Origin of the sequence: Variovorax sp. KK3, from assembly GCF_001984055.1 — a bacterium.
In the GTDB taxonomy this organism is placed as follows: domain Bacteria; phylum Pseudomonadota; class Gammaproteobacteria; order Burkholderiales; family Burkholderiaceae_C; genus Variovorax.
This window is the reverse complement of sequence record NZ_LYVO01000026.1, coordinates 40,703-56,834: the sequence shown is the minus strand read 5'-3', so window position 1 is coordinate 56,834 and position 16,132 is coordinate 40,703. Positions and strand designations below refer to the sequence as shown.

The 16,132-nt window shown below is 64.0% G+C and carries 17 protein-coding genes; 13 read left to right on the top strand and 4 right to left on the bottom strand.

Translation table 11 applies throughout. The annotated features are described in order from the left end of the window. Positions 1 to 21: 21 nt before the first annotated feature. From B0W80_RS14755 to B0W80_RS14745, 3 genes are read right to left on the bottom strand one after another with little or no spacing between them, the layout of a single operon-like run. Positions 22 to 1,473 (bottom strand): sensor histidine kinase, encoded by a 1,452-nt coding sequence (locus tag B0W80_RS14755; RefSeq protein WP_076999909.1) that lies wholly within the window; start codon positions 1,471 to 1,473, stop codon positions 22 to 24. Positions 1,474 to 1,501: 28 nt separating this feature from the next. Next, a complete protein-coding gene (locus B0W80_RS14750; protein ID WP_076999908.1) occupies positions 1,502 to 2,173 on the bottom strand; it encodes a response regulator transcription factor in 672 nt (223 codons plus the stop codon). Positions 2,174 to 2,233: 60 nt separating this feature from the next. After that, positions 2,234 to 2,719 (bottom strand): MarR family winged helix-turn-helix transcriptional regulator, encoded by a 486-nt coding sequence (locus B0W80_RS14745; RefSeq protein ID WP_076999907.1) that lies wholly within the window; start codon positions 2,717 to 2,719, stop codon positions 2,234 to 2,236. A 147-nt stretch (positions 2,720 to 2,866) separates the two neighbouring features. Between B0W80_RS14745 and recA the strand changes: the two genes are divergently transcribed. Together recA and recX are read left to right on the top strand one after the other, a co-directional pair. Beyond that, on the top strand, positions 2,867 to 3,940 hold the full coding sequence (gene recA / locus B0W80_RS14740) for a recombinase RecA (protein WP_076999906.1): 1,074 nt from the start codon (positions 2,867 to 2,869) through the stop codon (positions 3,938 to 3,940). 12 nt (positions 3,941 to 3,952) lie between these two features. Continuing rightward, positions 3,953 to 4,405, top strand: a complete 453-nt coding sequence (gene recX, locus B0W80_RS14735; RefSeq protein ID WP_076999905.1) for a recombination regulator RecX — start codon at positions 3,953 to 3,955, stop codon at positions 4,403 to 4,405. A gap of 66 nt (positions 4,406 to 4,471) precedes the next feature. Here recX and argC read toward each other — a convergent pair whose 3' ends face one another. Next, the gene (gene argC / locus B0W80_RS14730) at positions 4,472 to 5,395 is read right to left on the bottom strand and encodes an N-acetyl-gamma-glutamyl-phosphate reductase (RefSeq protein WP_076999904.1); all 924 of its coding nucleotides are present in this window, start codon (positions 5,393 to 5,395) and stop codon (positions 4,472 to 4,474) included. Between the two features lie 193 nt (positions 5,396 to 5,588). On the opposite strand from argC, the gene sucC reads away from it, so the two are divergent. The 11 genes from sucC to B0W80_RS14675 all read left to right on the top strand — a co-directional run bounded on the left by sucC (position 5,589) and on the right by B0W80_RS14675 (position 16,078). Beyond that, positions 5,589 to 6,752: an ADP-forming succinate--CoA ligase subunit beta gene (gene sucC / locus B0W80_RS14725; protein ID WP_076999903.1), complete on the top strand. Its 1,164-nt coding sequence runs from the start codon at positions 5,589 to 5,591 to the stop codon at positions 6,750 to 6,752. An 11-nt stretch (positions 6,753 to 6,763) separates the two neighbouring features. After that, complete coding sequence (gene sucD, locus B0W80_RS14720; RefSeq protein ID WP_076999902.1) at positions 6,764 to 7,657, top strand: succinate--CoA ligase subunit alpha; 894 nt, start codon at positions 6,764 to 6,766, stop codon at positions 7,655 to 7,657. Between the two features lie 89 nt (positions 7,658 to 7,746). Further along, entirely contained in the window at positions 7,747 to 8,430 is a 684-nt protein-coding gene (locus B0W80_RS14715; protein ID WP_076999901.1) for a TerC family protein, read from the top strand. A gap of 32 nt (positions 8,431 to 8,462) precedes the next feature. Beyond that, positions 8,463 to 9,272, top strand: a complete 810-nt coding sequence (locus B0W80_RS14710; RefSeq protein WP_076999900.1) for a Stp1/IreP family PP2C-type Ser/Thr phosphatase — start codon at positions 8,463 to 8,465, stop codon at positions 9,270 to 9,272. A 66-nt stretch (positions 9,273 to 9,338) separates the two neighbouring features. After that, entirely contained in the window at positions 9,339 to 9,989 is a 651-nt protein-coding gene (locus tag B0W80_RS14705) for an FHA domain-containing protein (RefSeq protein ID WP_076999899.1), read from the top strand. Between the two features lie 207 nt (positions 9,990 to 10,196). After that, positions 10,197 to 11,003, top strand: coding sequence for an MBL fold metallo-hydrolase (locus tag B0W80_RS14700; RefSeq protein WP_076999898.1), 807 nt, complete (start codon positions 10,197 to 10,199; stop codon positions 11,001 to 11,003). 205 nt (positions 11,004 to 11,208) lie between these two features. Further along, entirely contained in the window at positions 11,209 to 11,724 is a 516-nt protein-coding gene (locus tag B0W80_RS14695; RefSeq protein WP_076999897.1) for a pilin, read from the top strand. 98 nt (positions 11,725 to 11,822) lie between these two features. Further along, positions 11,823 to 12,995, top strand: coding sequence for a glycosyltransferase family 2 protein (locus tag B0W80_RS14690; protein ID WP_083745407.1), 1,173 nt, complete (start codon positions 11,823 to 11,825; stop codon positions 12,993 to 12,995). A 19-nt stretch (positions 12,996 to 13,014) separates the two neighbouring features. Continuing rightward, the gene (locus B0W80_RS14685; protein WP_143684628.1) at positions 13,015 to 13,776 is read left to right on the top strand and encodes a hypothetical protein; all 762 of its coding nucleotides are present in this window, start codon (positions 13,015 to 13,017) and stop codon (positions 13,774 to 13,776) included. After that, a complete protein-coding gene (locus B0W80_RS14680) occupies positions 13,773 to 14,951 on the top strand; it encodes a hypothetical protein (protein WP_076999894.1) in 1,179 nt (392 codons plus the stop codon). The genes B0W80_RS14685 and B0W80_RS14680 overlap by 4 nt, the downstream gene beginning before the upstream one ends. 17 nt (positions 14,952 to 14,968) lie before the next feature. Beyond that, positions 14,969 to 16,078 carry a DegT/DnrJ/EryC1/StrS aminotransferase family protein gene (locus tag B0W80_RS14675; protein ID WP_083745406.1) on the top strand — a complete coding sequence of 370 codons (1,110 nt, stop codon included), beginning with the start codon at positions 14,969 to 14,971 and terminating at the stop codon, positions 16,076 to 16,078. The last annotated feature ends 54 nt before the right edge of the window (positions 16,079 to 16,132 follow it).

Here is a 16,132-nt window from a genome sequence, read left to right as displayed (position 1 = left end):
TGCCCCGTCGAGGCCCGGCGTTCAGTCTTCTTCCTCGAGGTCGTTGGCGTCGAAGCGCAGGCTGAAGCGCGCCCCCAGCGGGCGCTGGGCCGGATGGGCGTCTTCGAGGCTCACGGTCGCATGGTGCTTGCGCGCGATCTCCCGCACGATCGGCAGGCCCAGGCCGGAGCCGTCGGCCTCGTTGCCGAGCACGCGATAGAAGGGCTCGAACACCAGCTCGCGTTCGCCTTCGGGGATGCCGGGGCCGTTGTCTTCGACCTGCAGGATGATGATGCGGCCGAAGGGGTCGCCCAGCACGCGCGCTGTGATCACGCCGGGGCGCGCGGGTGTCGAGGGCGTGTAGTTGATCGCGTTGTCCACCAGGTTGCGCACCAGCTCCTTCAGCAAGGTTGGATTGCCTTCGAGCACCACGCCCGGCGCGCCCGGCTCGGCGCCGTCGTAGCCCAGGTCGATGCGTTTCTCGATGGCGCGCGGCACTGCCTCGCGCACCACCTCGATCGTGAGCTTCGCCAGGTCGCAGGACTGCCGCGCGATGGCCGCGCCGCCGCCCTCGGCGCGGGCCAGCGACAGCAATTGATTCACCGTGTGCGTGGCGCGGATGCTCGCGCGGCCGATCTGCTTGAGCGACTGCTTGAGTTCGGCCGCGTCGGCGCCTTCTCGCTGCGCCAGGTCGGCCTGCATGCGCAGCCCCGCCAGCGGCGTCTTGAGCTGGTGTGCCGCATCGGCCAGAAAGCGCTTCTGCGTGCCGATCGAGTCGCTGAGCTTGTTCAGCAGGTCGTTGACCGAGAGCACCAGCGGCACGACTTCCAGCGGCACCGAAGATTCGTCGAGCGGGCTCAGGTCGCCCGGCCGGCGCTCGCGGATGCGCGCCTCGATCACCGACAGCGGCTTGATGCCGCGCACCAGCGCCAGCCAGATCAGCAGCACCGCCAGCGGCAGGATGGCGAACTGCGGCAGCAGCACGCCCTTGATGATCTCGCCGGCCAGCACCGACTGCTTTTCGCGCGTCTCGGCCAGCTGCAGCAGGGCCGGGGGCGCTTCGGGCGTCTGGCCGGCGATCCACAGCGAGGCCACGCGCACGGGCTGGCCGTGGAAGGCGGCGTTGTGCAGGTAGACCACGCCCGACGCGGGTGGCTCGTCGGTGTTGGGCTCCGGCAGGTCGCGTTCGCCGGCGAGGAGCCGGCCGTCGCCGTCGAGCAGCTGGAAGTAGACGTGGTCTGCGTCGTGGGCCCGCAGGATCTCGTGGGCCGTGGGCGGCAGCAGAAAGGGCTCTTGCCGGGCCGTCACGTCCACCAGCCGGGCCAGCGCCTGGATGTTGTATTCGAGCGTGCGGTCGAAGGGCGCGTTGGCGATGCCCTGGGCCACGAGCCAGGTCACGCCGATGCTTACCGGCACCAGCAGCAGGAGCGGCGTGAGCATCCAATCGAGGATCTCGCCGAAGAGGGAGCGCTGCGCGCGCTGGAAGAGCTTCACCGAGCGCCCGGGAAACAGAGGTGGCGGATCAGGGGATCTTTTCTAGGCAGTAGCCGAGCCCGCGCACGGTGGCGATGTGGATCGGCCCCTTCTCGATCTTCTTGCGCAGGCGGTGGATGTAGACCTCGATCGCGTTGAGGCTGACTTCCTCGCCCCATTCGCACAGGCGCTCGACCAGCTGGTCCTTGCTGACGAGCCGGCCGGCGCGCTGCAGCAGCACCTCGAGCAGGCCCAGCTCGCGCGCCGAAAGCTCGACCATCTTGCCGTCGATGGTGGCGACCCGGCCCGCCTGGTCGTAGACCAGCGGGCCGTGCTTGATCGCATTGCTGGTGGCGCCCATGCCGCGCCGCGTGAGGGCGCGCACGCGTGCCTCCAGTTCCTGCAGCGAGAAGGGCTTGGCCATGTAGTCGTCGGCGCCGTAGTCCAGGCCCTTGACGCGTTCTTCCACGCTGTCGGCAGCCGTCAGCACCAGCACCGGCAACTGGGAGCCGCGGGCGCGCAGCCGCTTGAGGATTTCCAGGCCGTGCATGTTGGGCAGGCCCAGGTCGAGGATCAGCAGGTCGAATTCGCTGTTGGTCATCAGCGCGGCATCGGCTTGCGAGCCGGTGGCCACATGGTCCACCGCCGAGCCCGAGGTGCGCAGGCTGCGCAACAGCGCATCGGCCAGCACCTGGTCGTCTTCCGCAATCAGTATTCGCATGCCGTCTCTCCAGACGTGGCGGCCCTGCGCGGGTCGCCGGGCCGTCTACTGCGCGGGATTCTAGGCTGCGGCATAGGCTTCGAGTCCGATGGAAACCACGGTGGCGACCTCGTCGCCCACGCTGGTGCGGAACTCGTGCTCGGCCTGCGCCACCGCGCGGCGAAAGGCTTCCAGCCAGGCGAGGCCGTCGGTGGTGAACACCACGCGCCGGGCGCGGGCGTCGCGGTCGTCGGGGCCACGCGTCACCAGGCCCCAGGCCTCGCACTGGTCGACCAGCTTGCCCATCGCCTGCTTGGTCATGCCGGCGCTGTAGGCCAGCTCGGTCAGCCGCGAGCCTTGGCGAGACAGGTGCCGCGTGATGTGGATGTGGGCGGCGCTGACCTGCGCGCGCGCCGCGAGGTTGGACAGCGCCAGCGGCACGTCGGCATCGTGCGCCATCAACTGCAGCACGCGCTCGTCGAAGCGGCGCATGGCGTGGCCCAGCAGGCGGCCCAGGTGGGTTTGCCGCCAGGCGTCGGGGTCTATCGGAAATGCGCTGTCGATCATGGCTGTCGATAGTAAGCCAGGCTGACCAAAAAATGGGTTTTCAAGATTCCATCAACCCCTACACTACTGATCAAGCATCCAGGCTGTCGTTAAAAGCAGGTTGGGCGAAATCCATAGCAACCTATTGATCCTCAAGGAGATTTCCACATGGACGCAGTCGTCAAGGGCTCGAGCATCGCCGGCGCCAACACCGAAAAGGCCAAGGCCCTGCAAGCCGCCCTGGCCCAGATCGAAAAGCAGTTCGGCAAGGGCACGATCATGCGGCTGGGCGAAGGCGAAGCACTGGAGGACATCCAGGTCGTCTCCACCGGCTCGCTGGGGCTGGACATCGCCTTGGGCGTCGGCGGCCTGCCGCGCGGCCGCGTGATCGAAATCTACGGGCCGGAATCCTCGGGCAAGACCACGCTCACGCTGCAGGTCATCGCCGAGATGCAGCGCCAGGCCGGCACCTGCGCCTTCGTCGATGCCGAGCACGCGCTCGACGTGCAGTACGCGCAGAAGCTGGGCGTCAACCTTTCCGACCTGCTGATCAGCCAGCCCGACACCGGCGAGCAGGCGCTCGAAATCGTCGATTCGCTGGTGCGCTCGGGCGCGGTCGACCTGATCGTGGTCGACTCGGTCGCCGCGCTCACGCCCAAGGCCGAAATCGAAGGCGAAATGGGCGACTCGCTGCCCGGCCTGCAGGCCCGCCTGATGAGCCAGGCGCTGCGCAAGCTCACCGCCACCATCAAGAAGACCAATTGCATGGTCATCTTCATCAACCAGATCCGCATGAAGATCGGCGTGATGTTCGGCTCGCCCGAAACCACCACCGGCGGCAATGCGCTGAAGTTCTACGCCTCGGTGCGCCTGGACATCCGCCGCATCGGCACCATCAAGAAGGGCGACGAGGCGATCGGCAACGAGACCAAGGTCAAGGTGGTGAAGAACAAGGTCTCGCCCCCGTTCAAGACGGCCGAGTTCGACATCCTGTTCGGCGAGGGCATCAGCCGCGAGGGCGAGATCATCGACATGGGCGTGACCGTCAAGATCGTCGACAAGTCGGGCGCCTGGTATGCCTACAACGGCGAGAAGATCGGACAGGGCCGCGACAACGCGCGCGAGTTCCTGCGTGAGAACGTGGCGCTGGCCCATGAGATCGAGAACAAGGTGCGCGAGTCGCTGGGCATCCCGCTGCTGCCCGAGGTGGGCGAAGCAGGCGAGGCGCCTGCCGGCAAATAAGCTGTCGCGGAGATGGCCTTCGCCGCCCCCTCCCTCAAGGGCCGGGCCCTGCGCCTTCTCAGCCAGCGCGAGCACACTCGCAGCGAACTCGAGCGCAAGTTGGCCCGCTACGAGGAAGAGCCCGGCACCCTGGCCCGCGCGCTGGACGAACTGGCTGCCAAGAACCACATCAGCGAGGCGAGAGTGGTCGAGTCGGTGGTGCACCAGCGGGCCGCGCGCCATGGCGCAGCGCGGGTGCGGCAGGAGTTGCTGCACAAGGGCGTCGCGCCCGACATGGTGGCCGAAGCGGTGGCAGCCCTCGCGGACAGCGAGCTCGAACGGGCTCGCGCGGTCTGGCTTCAGCGCTTCGGCACACCGCCCGGCAGTGCGGCCGAGCGCGCGAAGCAGCTTCGATTCATGCTGAGCCGGGGCTTCGCCGCCGGCGTCGTCGCCAGGGTGCTACGAAGCGACTTCGACGACGAGTGAGCAGTGATGCGCCGTGCAAATGCAAGGCGGCAGGGCAGGGCCGACCGTTGCAGGGCGGGCGCGGCTTCAGAGGCCGAGCATCAGCTTGAGGTTCTGCACCGCCGCGCCGCTGGCGCCCTTGCCCAGGTTGTCGAGACGTGCGATGACGACCGCATGGCGATGGTCCTCGTTTGGGAACACGCGGATCTCGAGATTGTTGGTGTCGTTGAGCGCGAGGGCGTCGAGCTTGCCGTCGTCGGTCGGCGGCAGCACCTTCACGAACTGCTCGGGCGTGTTGCTGCGGGCGTAATGCGCGGCGAGCGCGTCCTGCAGGTCGCCTGCCTTCGGGCGGCCGGGCAGGTCGTCGAGGTGCAGCGGCAGTTGCACCAGCATGCCCTGCTTGAAGTTGCCCACCGAGGGAATGAACACAGGCCGGCGGGTGAGGCCGGTGTATTTCATGATCTCGGGAATGTGCTTGTGCTTGAGGCCGAGCGCGTAGGTCTCGAAAAGCGGCGCCTGGCCGGCTTCGTACGCCTCGATCATGGTGCGCCCGCCGCCGGAATAGCCGCTGACCGAAGGCAGTGCGATGGCGTGGTCGGCCGGCAGCAGGCCTGCATCGATCAGGGGGCGGACGATGGCGATCGCGCCGGTGGCGTAGCAGCCGGGGTTGGCCACGCGGTCCGCCTTGGCCACGGCTTCCTTCTGACCCTCGGCCAGTTCGGGGAAGCCGAATGCCCAGCCGGCGGCGGTGCGATGGGCCGTCGACGCATCGATGATCTTGGGGCGGCGGCCTTCGAGCTGATCGATGAGCGCCACCGATTCGCGCGCCGCGTCGTCATGCAGGCAAAGCACCACGAGGTCGACGCCGGCCATCAGCTCGCGCTTGGCCGCGACGTCTTTTCGCAGCTGGGGGGCGATGCTCACGAGCTCGATCTGCTGCATCGTCTGCAGGCGCTCGCGGATCTGGAGGCCGGTGGTGCCGGCTTCGCCGTCGATGAAGACCTTGGGCATGGTGGACGCCTCGGATTGCCTGGGGAGGGCGTTAAGAAGAAACTACGTAGTCACCGCAGGAAGGTATTACCGTTGGTGCGGCGCACCATGATACAGTCCCCGGCTGTCCTCCGCCCGGCCCCGCCCGAGCGTCGCGGCCCGAGGGCAACACCAGATTCCCCGTTTCCAACCTCGTTCCCCGAGAGACACCCTCATGAAGATTCACGAGTACCAAGGCAAGGAAATTCTTGCCAAGTTCGGCGTGCCTGTGCCGCGAGGCATTCCGGCATACACGGTTCAGGAAGCGGTTGAAGCCGCTCAGAAACTCGGCGGCCCCGTGTGGGTGGTCAAGGCCCAGATCCACGCGGGCGGCCGCGGCAAGGGCGGCGGCGTGAAGGTCGCCAAGAGCATCGACGACGTCAAGAAGCTCGCCGGCGAAATCCTCGGCATGCAGCTCAAGACGCACCAGACCGGCCCCGAAGGCCAGAAGGTCCGCCGCCTCTACATCGAGGACGGCGCCGACATCCAGAAGGAATACTACGTCTCGGCCGTGACCGACCGCGCGACGCAGAAGGTGGCCTTCATCGCTTCGAGCGAAGGCGGCATGGACATCGAGGAAGTGGCGCACAAGACGCCCGAGAAGATCATCACCGTCTTCGCCGATCCGAAGGAAGGGCTGACCGACGCCCAGGCCAAGGAGATCGCCAACGGCATCGGCATCCCGGCCGACTCGACCGCGCAGGCCGTGGACATCTTCAAGAAGCTGTACACCTGCTACATGGACACCGACGCGTCCCTGGTCGAGATCAACCCGCTCAACCGTGACAGCAAAGGCAACATCATCGCCCTGGACGCGAAGTTCAACTTCGACTCCAACGCCCTGTTTCGCCACCCCGACATCGTGGTGCTGCGCGACCTCGACGAAGAAGATGCCGCCGAGGTCGAAGCCAGCAAGTTCGACCTGGCCTACATCAGCCTCGACGGCAACATCGGCTGCCTGGTGAACGGCGCCGGCCTCGCGATGGCGACCATGGACACCATCAAGCTCTTCGGCGGCGAGCCGGCCAACTTCCTCGACGTGGGCGGCGGCGCCACCCCCGAGAAGGTGACCGAGGCCTTCAAGATCATGCTGAAGAACAAGAACGTGAAGGCCATCCTGGTCAACATCTTCGGCGGCATCATGAAGTGCGACACCATCGCCACCGGCGTGATCGCGGCCTGCAAGGCGGTCAACCTGCAAGTGCCGCTGGTGGTGCGCATGAAGGGCACCAACGAAGCCGAGGGCAAGAAGCTGCTGGCCGAATCGGGCCTGCCGATCATCTCTGCAGACACCATGGCAGAAGCGGCCCAGAAGGTCGTGGCAGCAGTAAAGGCCTAAGGAACATCGTCATGTCGATCTACATCAATAAAGACACCAAAGTCATCACCCAGGGCATCACGGGCAAGACCGGCCAGTTCCACACCGAGAAGTGCCAGGAATATGCGAATGGCAAGAACTGCTTCGTGGCCGGCGTCAACCCGAAGAAGGCCGGCGAGTCGATCTTCAACATCCCGATCTTCGGCTCGGTGAAAGAAGCCGCCCAGAAGACCGGCGCCACCGTCTCGGTCATCTACGTGCCGCCGGCCGGCGCCGCCGCCGCGATCTGGGAAGCCGCCGAGGCCGACCTCGATCTGGCGATCTGCATCACCGAAGGCATCCCCGTCCGGGACATGCTCGAAGTGCGCAACAAGATGAAGGCCAGGGTGGCCGCGGGCGGCAAGCAGACGCTGCTCCTCGGCCCGAACTGCCCCGGCCTGATCACGCCCGACGAGATCAAGATCGGCATCATGCCCGGCCACATCCACCGCAAGGGCCGCATCGGCGTGGTCAGCCGCTCCGGCACGCTGACCTATGAAGCCGTGGCGCAGCTCACCGAAATCGGCCTGGGCCAGTCGAGCGCCGTGGGCATCGGCGGCGATCCGATCAACGGGCTCAAGCACATCGACGTGATGAAGGCCTTCAACGACGATCCCGACACCGACGCCGTGATCATGATCGGCGAGATCGGCGGCCCCGATGAAGCCGACGCCGCGCGCTGGTGCAAGGACAACATGAAGAAGCCGGTGGTCGGCTTCATCGCCGGTGTGACGGCGCCTCCCGGCAAGCGCATGGGCCATGCAGGCGCGCTGATTTCCGGCGGTGCCGACACGGCCGAAGCCAAGCTCGCCATCATGGAAGAGTGCGGCTTCAAGATCACCCGCAACTTCTCGGAGCTCGGCAAGCTGCTCAAGGCGCAGATCTAGGTCGTCCTCCTCCCAAGCCACACAAAAGGAAAAGCGCTCGCAATTCACGTTGCGAGCGCTTTTTCAATTCATAACAGTGGAAGCGAGACATGGAATATTTGCAAACTACCGACTTCTGGATCGGACTCGTCAAGATCGTCTGGATCAACATCATTCTTTCGGGAGACAACGCGGTGGTGATCGCGATGGCCGCCCGGTCCTTGCCGCCGGCGCAGCAGCAAAAAGCCGTGCTGTTCGGCTCGGGCGCCGCGGTGGTGTTGCGGATCGCGCTGACCGTCATCGCCGCGAAGCTCCTGGCCTTGCCGTACTTGCAGATTCTGGGCGGGGCGTTGCTGTTGTGGATCGGCGTGCAGTTGCTCGGCGAGGAAGATGAAGACAATGGCGAAGAGAAGCAATATGGCAGCATGTTCGCCGCCGTGCGCACCATCTTGCTCGCCGACTTGGTGATGAGCCTCGACAATGTGATCGCGGTTGCGGCCGCAGCCCAGGGCAGCATGGTCTTGCTGGTTCTGGGTTTGGCCATCAGCATCCCGCTGGTGATTTTCGGCAGTACCCTGATGATCAAGCTCATGGAGCGTTTCCCCATCATCATCATCCTCGGCGCCGCCCTGATCGGGTGGGTCGGTGGTGAAACGGCCGTCGGCGACGTCGTCCTCCACGACACGCTGGCCGCCGCACCCTGGCTGCATTACGCCGGCGCAGCAGCGGGTGCGGTATTCGTCGTCGCTTTCGGCAAGTGGCTGCAGAAGCGCGGCGCCGCGAACGTGCAATGATCGCGGCCGTTGATTTTCAATTGAACTGATTCATGGTTAACCCAGGCGCACCCGTCCTTTCCGATACCGGCTCGCTCTCCTGGGACTACGCCGCGCTCACCGACCCCGGCCGGGTGCGCGCCAACAACGAGGACACCATCGCCTACGACCCGGGGCTCGGCCTGGTGTTGCTGGCCGACGGCATGGGCGGCTACAACGGCGGCGAAGTGGCCAGCGGCATGGCGATTGCGCTGCTGCAGGCCAGCTTCGGCCGTTGGCTCACCCATGCGGGGCTGTCGGCCAACCCGCGGGCCGTGCGCCGCGCCCTCCAGGCCGGCACCGACGAAGCCAACTCCGCCATCCTGGAAGCCGGTGTGGCCAACGTGCAACTTGCCGGCATGGGCACCACGCTCGTGCTGGCCGCCTTCGGGCCGCGCCGCGCGATCGTCGGCCACATCGGCGATTCGCGCTGCTATCGCCTGCGGGACGACAAACTCGAGCTGCTCACGCGCGACCATTCGCTGCTGCAGGAGCAACTCGATGCCGGCGCCATCACGCCGGAGCAGGCCAGCCTGTCGCCGCACCGCAACCTGGTCACGCGAGCCCTGGGAATCGAGCGCCATGTCGAACTCGAATTGCATGAGCACGGCGTGCAATCGGGCGACCTTTTCCTGCTATGTTCCGATGGCCTGAGCGAGATGGTGCCCGACGGGCAGCTTTTCACGATTTTGTTGCAAGATGCGGGGCTATTTGAAAAAGCAACACTTTTGGTTGCAGCTGCAAACGAGAATGGCGGCAAGGACAACATATCCGTTGTCCTCGCCCGGGCCCGTTCGAGCGACGCGTCCCGCGCCCCCGGATAGCCCGCTCGGGCAAGCACCGGTCCGTGTGACCTCCGTGAACCTACAAATGAGATCCAGGAGCCGGCCATGCCGAAAATGATCGTTTCGATCGACGGCGTCGTTATCAAGGAAGTGACGCTCGCCAAGGACCGCACCACGCTGGGCCGGCGGCCGTACAACGACATCGTCATCGACAACCTCGCGATCAGCGGCGAGCACGCCGTGCTGCACATGATCGGCGGCGACGTCTACCTGGAAGACCTCAACAGCACCAACGGCACCTACGTCAACGGGCGTGCCGTCAAGAAGCAGGCCCTGGAGCACAACGACGTCGTCGAGGTCGGCAAGTACAAGATTCGCTATCTGGTCGGCGCTGCCGTGGCCGAGGCCGCGGGCCCGGCCGTCGTCGCCCCGGGCGTGCCATCGGGGCCCATTCCGCTTTCGTCCGACCCGACCATCCACACGCCTTTGGGCGGCAGCGCCGGTGTGGCCGTCATCCGCGTGCTGTCGGGCAGCGGTGCCGGGCGCGAGCTTTCGCTGCAGAAGGTCGTGACCACCATCGGCAAGCCCGGCGTGGCCGTGGCCGCCGTTACGCGGCGCCTGCATGGCTACGTCGTGGCGCCCATCGACGGCGGCACCGCGCTCAATGGCGAGCCGCTCGGCAACGAGGCCGTCGCCTTGCAGGATGGCGACGTGCTCGAGCTGGGCGGAACCCGCATGCAGTTCGTCGCCGGCTAAGCGCCTACTGCTGAGTTGCCTGCCGCGCGGCGTCGACTGCGGTTGATGGGGCGTTCGCGCCACGCCCGGCCGTCGGTGCCAAAAAAGTCCTTTACCGTCTGTGCGCTGAGCGTTTAGCCTCGCTGTCCGCGCGCCAAAGTCATCCGGCCGGGACGGCGCAATCCGATTCGAAGCAAATAGCACTCAGGTAAACAAAGGCCCACACAAATGCATGTGCGCGTGTTGGGGTGCTCGGGCGCCATCGCGAAAGACTGCCGAACGACCTCGTTCCTGGTCGACAGCGATTTGCTGGTCGACGCTGGCACGGGCGTCGGCGACCTCACGCTGGACGAGATGAGCGCCATCGACGACGTGGTGCTCACCCATTCGCACCTGGACCATGTTGCCGCGCTGCCCCTGATGCTCGACGCGGTCGCCAGCCGCCGCAACAAGCCCCTGCGCGTGCATGCCTTGCGCGCCACCATCGAAGCGCTGCGCGCCCACGTCTTCAACAACGTCATCTGGCCCGACTTCGCGAGCATCCCCAGCCTGGAGGCGCCCTTCGTCACCTTCCACGACATCGTGATCGGGCAAGAGCTGGAGCTTGGCACGGCGGCCCTGAAGCACATCGAAGTGCTTCCGGCCGTCCATGCGGTACCGGCCTGCGGCTTTGCCGTGCGTTGTGCCAGCGGTGGGCCGCACTGGGTCTTCAGCGGCGACACGGAACGAAATCCGGCGTTCTGGCAGCGGGTGAACCAACTGGACGTCGCGATGCTGGTCATCGAGACGGCGTTCAGCAATAGGGAGCAGGGCCTGGCTCGCCGGAGCCTCCACCTGTCGCCCGCGACCCTGGCGGACGAGCTGGCGCAGATCGCGCCGGCTAGGGAATACCCCATCTACATAACCCATACCAAGCCTGCCGAAACAGAAGAGATCATGAGCCAGATCGCCGCTTTAGCAGATGGCTTGCAGATGCAAGGGCAGCGGGCCTGGGACATTCGCTGGATGGAAGCCGCGGGAGTGCTGCGGGTGTGACCTGAATGGTGCTGGGTGACAAAAATTGTCAGCCGGCAAACAGGGGTGGCAACCAGCTGTGTCACTCGCTGCAAGTGGTTCGTGAACTTTTGAACACGTATGCGGGGGACAGGGCAGCAGGCATGGGGTGGCATGGATGCTGCGGAAGGTTAGACGCACCGGGGGCCTTTCCTCGGGCCTTCTTCAACCAACCGGAGTCTTTTGAATGAACCGTCGTTCCATCGCACGCAACGTGCAAAAGGGTTTCACACTTATCGAACTGATGATCGTTGTGGCGATCATTGGTATCTTGGCGGCGGTGGCGCTGCCGGCCTACCAGGACTACACCATCCGCGCCAAGGTCACGGACGGCATCTCGCTGGCCGGCAGTGCAAAGACCGCTGTTGCCGAGAACGCTGCGAACGGCGCTCCCTTCGCTTCCGGCTGGACTTCACCGGCAGCTACCCGCAACGTCTCTGCCGTTGAGATTGCCCAAGGCACGGGCGTGATCACGATCAGGTATCAGACTGAAATCGACAACGGCGCCACGCTGACCCTCACCCCTTTGAACGGTTCGCGCGCTGCGGGCACCGCTCTCTCTGGCACCGCTTCGGCATCGACGATTCCCACTGCTGGTTCGATCACCTGGGTCTGCGCTTCGGCTGGCAGCACCGTGACTAACTCCGCTGTCGTCAAGGGCACCATCAAGGACAAGTACGTGCCTGCCGAGTGCCGTACCTGAGCCGCTGACGCTCAGTGAAGAGGCCGCCTTCGGGCGGCTTTTTCTATGATGTCTATCGGGCTTGGGACAGTGAGCAACGTTTGCTGATGGAGCCGGAAATGGAATTGACGATCCTGATGCCCTGCTTAAATGAGGCTGCTACCGTTCGGCATTGCATTGATCAGGCGAGGAAGTTCCTTGAGCGGAGCGGGATACGCGGTGAGGTTGTTGTTTCCGACAATGGCTCCTCAGATGGTTCTCAAGCCATTGCGCTTGCCGCTGGCGCTCGCGTAGTTCACGCAGGCGAGAAGGGCTACGGCGCAGCGTTGCGGGAAGGCATTCAGTGCGCGACGGGGCAGTACGTGATCATGGGCGACTGCGATCAAAGCTACGACTTCTCCAGCCTCGACCCCTTCGTGCGTGCCTTGCGAGCAGGCAACCAACTGGTCGTTGGGAATCGCTTCGAGGGCGGCATCCAACCTGGAGCGATGCCACCGTTGCACCGGTATCTTGGCAACCCGGTCTTGTCCGGCCTCGGGCGTCTCTTCTTCCGATCCGATATCCGAGATTTTCACTGCGGCCTTCGCGGTTTTGATCGTGCGAGCTTGCTCGATCTTCAGTTGAATTCGCCTGGGATGGAGTATGCGAGCGAGATGATCGTCAAAGCCACATTGAAGGGCTACAGAATCACCGAAGTGCCGACGAGCTTGTACCCGGATGGCCGGGGCCGCCCACCTCATCTTCGCAGTTGGCGAGACGGGTGGCGCCATCTGCGATTCCTGCTGTTGTTTTGCCCTCGCTGGCTTTTTCTCTACCCCGGCTCACTGCTCGCGCTGTTCGGCTTAGCAGGCCTTTTGCTGTTGCGCGCCGATGGGATGAGATTCGATGCCATTGGCTTCGGTGTTCATTCGCTGTTGTATTCGGCGGCTTCATTGATCGTTGGCTGGCAGTTGGTTCAGCTTGCGCTGATCACACGTTGGATGGCCGTCCTATCGGGTGTGGCAAGGGAGCCGCCGTGGCTCGCCGCAATTCGTCCACACGTTTCGCTGGAACGCGGACTGGCGGTCGGTGGCGCATTGTTCGTTGCCGGTGTTGCTTGGAGCTTGAGCTTGGTGTTCGACTGGCAGGATCGACGCTTCGGCGTGCTGGATCCTGCCGAGGTGATGCATGCAGCAATTCCAGCTGCGACCTTGATGATCCTCGGCGCGCAGGCGACTGCAGCCACGCTCTTCGGTGCGGCGCTGAATTTCTGGTTGAAATCCATGGGGCGCACCGGCGGCGCCTCAGGTTGAAGGAAGTCTTATGCGATCGATGAAGGCCGAGGCGCTCGTGCTCAGCGCAATCTTCGCGGTGCTTTTGATGCTGGTACCGGTCGCGGGCGGAGGGCTCGGTTTGAGCTGGGACGCCATCAACCACCACATTTATCTCGGTTGGGTCGCAGACCGTGCTCGCTTCGACCTCGACATTTGGCCGGCGGCAACTCAGTCTTTTCAGTTCCCTTATCTCTACTGGCCCGCGTACAAGCTCTATTCATCCGGGGCCTCTGCGATGGAGGCCGGAATTGCCTTGGCTGCGCTTCAATGCATCTGCGTGCCTGCCGTGTGGGTACTCGCCAGAGTCTGCATTCCAGACCGGTCATGGTTCGGAACGGGCATGCGCGCGATTGCTATGGGAATGGCGTTTGCTTCGAGCGTCGTGCTTTCGATGTTCAACACGACGGCGAACGATTTGGTGTCCGCCATCCCGTTGATCTGGGCTATCGCACTTGTGTCGACCAACCTCCTGGAAGACAAAAAACCGCGGCGGAGCTTGGTTCTTTGCATGGCCGTGGGCCTACTTTGCGGAGCATCCGTGGCGTTCAAGCTGAGCAATGGTCCTATTGCGGTTTCTGTTCCTCTTCTGTTCTTGATCAAAGTGGATGGAAGGCGATTGACAGCTGCTTTGACTGCTTATGTCGCGATGATCGCCGGGTTTGGTCTCGCGTATGCCCCGTGGGGCTTGGAGTTGGCGCACCGGTTCGGAAATCCGGTCTTTCCTCACTTCGATTCCTTCTTGGGCGGAGCGGCGCCGTGATCCGCTTCGTTCCTGACGAGTGGGCTGAGGCGATCCTTCGACCTCTCGCGATGGCAGCGCCGAACGGCGGTATCTATGTCGAAATCATGGCGCCCGATCTGAGGTTCGTGTTCGTGGCGTGCGCCGTGTTGTTGGTCCTTCTCAGTCGCCCCGGGCGACGGGCCATCCGAGAGGCCGCGATCGTGCCGTTGACCGTATACGGAGTTGCCGTCTTCGTGATATGGCTCTGGACTTCCGGTAATGGGCGCTACTTCATACCGGGGCTGTTGCTTGCAGGGCCGCTACTCATCGGATGGCTTTACAGATCGACGCTTTCAAGAAGCATGCGGATCACGCTCGGCGGGCTGATGTTGGCCGTCCAGTGTTGGGCGGTCTGGCAAACGTCGCCATGGGACGCATGGTCGCAAACTGCTTGGATATCCCCAACGGGATTTCAGGTCGCAGTTGACGAACGAGGGAAGGTCGAACCGGCAACCTACGTCACGCTGACAAGTCCGACTTACTCGATCATTGCGCCCCAGTTCAGCCACAACGCCCGCTGGATCAATCTCGATGCGCTGCAGGGCAAGCGCCGGCCTTCGGACGATGCCGCAGTGCGCGGCCTTCTGGGCACATCTCGGCACTTGGTTCTTGTCACTCCCGCTGAATCGGCAGAAGCTCGATCCGGCTCCGATGACGAACTTGTGGCGGCGTTCAATCTTCGGCTCCAGGGCGAAGGCTTGAGCATCTCGCGCTTTTCGGATTGCCGGATGCTCCCGTCCGCATCGATGCGGCCGCGCGTACCGATTCGGTTGACGCGTGGAAACGATGTCGTCGAGCTCGGGCCTGTCGGCTTTTGGCTGTGCGACATGAAATATGATGCCTCCGCCATACGACCCGCGCCTCAGATGCCCGAAATGATCGCCTCGCTGGTTGCGCAAATCGAGCGTGCCTGCCCCAGGTTCTTCCCCTCTGGCCGCAGCCAGGCGACGGTGCTTCAGGATATGACCATCGTGAACTACCCAGGTACCGACATGAAGCTTTATGCCGAGGTCAACGGCGACGTCTCGTATCTCTACTATCGGGCACTGAATCCTGTTCAGCTCGCAAAAGCCGGCGTATTGCTGCCGGACAGTCAAGCCTGGTGTGGGAACGTCCAAGGCAGATCAGGTGCCCCGTGGTCACGCGGCCTATGACGAACATTCCATCCGACATGGAACCGTTGTACGTCACGCGGCCGCAGTTGCCGCTGCTCGAGGACTTGCGGCCGATGCTCGAAGACATCTGGTCGAGCCGCGTGCTGACGAACGGAGGCAAGTACCACCAGCGTTTCGAGGCAGCGCTTGCCACCCATCTCGGGGTGCAGCATGTCTCCCTCTTCGCCAATGCGACGATTGCCTTGGTCACGGCGCTTCAAGCGCTGCGCATCACGGGGGAAGTCATCACGACTCCCTACTCGTTTGTCGCAACCGCGCATTCGCTGCTTTGGAATGGGATACGCCCCATCTTCGTCGACATCGACGAGGAGTCGCTCAACATCGATCCTGCAAAGATCGAGGCAGCGATCACTCCCCAAACGACCGCGATACTTGCCGTCCATTGCTATGGCAGGCCATGCAACGTCGAAGCAATTCAGAAGATTGCCGACACCTACGGCCTCAAGTTGATCTACGACGCCGCTCATGCGTTCGGCGTGCAAGACTCGGGCGGATCGCTACTGCGACACGGCGACCTTTCCATCGTGAGCTTTCATGCGACCAAGGTGATGAACACCTTCGAGGGCGGTGCGATCATCTGTCCTGATCGCAGGTCCAAGGAACGCATCGATCATCTGAAGAACTTCGGCTTCGTGGACGAGGTCACGGTCGTCGCTCCAGGCATCAATGGAAAGATGAACGAACTGCAATCCGCCATCGGCGTCTTGCAACTCGCTGGCATCGGCGATGCCATTTCGGCGCGCCAGCGCGTTTCGTTGCGCTACCAGGAGCAGCTCTCAGCCGTTGCTGGACTCAAGTTGCTGGAGAACGACCCGGCGATCGAATCGAACTACGCATATTTCCCGGTGTTGGTCGAACGCGACTTCTGGTGCGGACGAGATGAACTCTATGAGCACCTGAAGCGCTTCAATATCTTCGCCAGAAGGTATTTCTATCCGTTGATCACGGCCTTCCCGATGTACCGAGGGCTCCCTTCCTCCGGAAGCGCGAACCTTCCGGTTGCCACCCGCAAGGCCGATCAGGTGCTGTGTCTTCCGCTTTATCCGGAGCTTTCCATCTCCGATCAGGATCGTGTCATCGCCGCGGTCAAGGGTGGGCGCGTGTGACGTGGGGCGCGCCTGCCGCATCGACGTGCTTGCCGTCGTCGAAACCTGCTGCGT

Excerpts from the sequence above, each read along its gene's own strand:
- B0W80_RS14700 (WP_076999898.1), top strand. The coding sequence starts at position 10,197 with ATGCATGTGCGCGTGTTGGGGTGCTCGGGCGCCATCGCGAAAGACTGC.
- sucD (WP_076999902.1), top strand. The coding sequence starts at position 6,764 with ATGTCGATCTACATCAATAAAGACACCAAAGTCATCACCCAGGGCATC.
- recA (WP_076999906.1), top strand. The coding sequence starts at position 2,867 with ATGGACGCAGTCGTCAAGGGCTCGAGCATCGCCGGCGCCAACACCGAA.
- sucC (WP_076999903.1), top strand. The coding sequence starts at position 5,589 with ATGAAGATTCACGAGTACCAAGGCAAGGAAATTCTTGCCAAGTTCGGC.
- B0W80_RS14705 (WP_076999899.1), top strand. The coding sequence starts at position 9,339 with ATGCCGAAAATGATCGTTTCGATCGACGGCGTCGTTATCAAGGAAGTG.
- B0W80_RS14745 (WP_076999907.1), bottom strand. The coding sequence starts at position 2,719 with ATGATCGACAGCGCATTTCCGATAGACCCCGACGCCTGGCGGCAAACC.
- B0W80_RS14710 (WP_076999900.1), top strand. The coding sequence starts at position 8,463 with ATGGTTAACCCAGGCGCACCCGTCCTTTCCGATACCGGCTCGCTCTCC.
- B0W80_RS14695 (WP_076999897.1), top strand. The coding sequence starts at position 11,209 with ATGAACCGTCGTTCCATCGCACGCAACGTGCAAAAGGGTTTCACACTT.
- B0W80_RS14685 (WP_143684628.1), top strand. The coding sequence starts at position 13,015 with ATGAAGGCCGAGGCGCTCGTGCTCAGCGCAATCTTCGCGGTGCTTTTG.
- argC (WP_076999904.1), bottom strand. The coding sequence starts at position 5,395 with ATGCCCAAGGTCTTCATCGACGGCGAAGCCGGCACCACCGGCCTCCAG.
- B0W80_RS14750 (WP_076999908.1), bottom strand. The coding sequence starts at position 2,173 with ATGCGAATACTGATTGCGGAAGACGACCAGGTGCTGGCCGATGCGCTG.
- B0W80_RS14715 (WP_076999901.1), top strand. The coding sequence starts at position 7,747 with ATGGAATATTTGCAAACTACCGACTTCTGGATCGGACTCGTCAAGATC.
- B0W80_RS14690 (WP_083745407.1), top strand. The coding sequence starts at position 11,823 with ATGGAATTGACGATCCTGATGCCCTGCTTAAATGAGGCTGCTACCGTT.
- recX (WP_076999905.1), top strand. The coding sequence starts at position 3,953 with ATGGCCTTCGCCGCCCCCTCCCTCAAGGGCCGGGCCCTGCGCCTTCTC.
- B0W80_RS14675 (WP_083745406.1), top strand. The coding sequence starts at position 14,969 with ATGGAACCGTTGTACGTCACGCGGCCGCAGTTGCCGCTGCTCGAGGAC.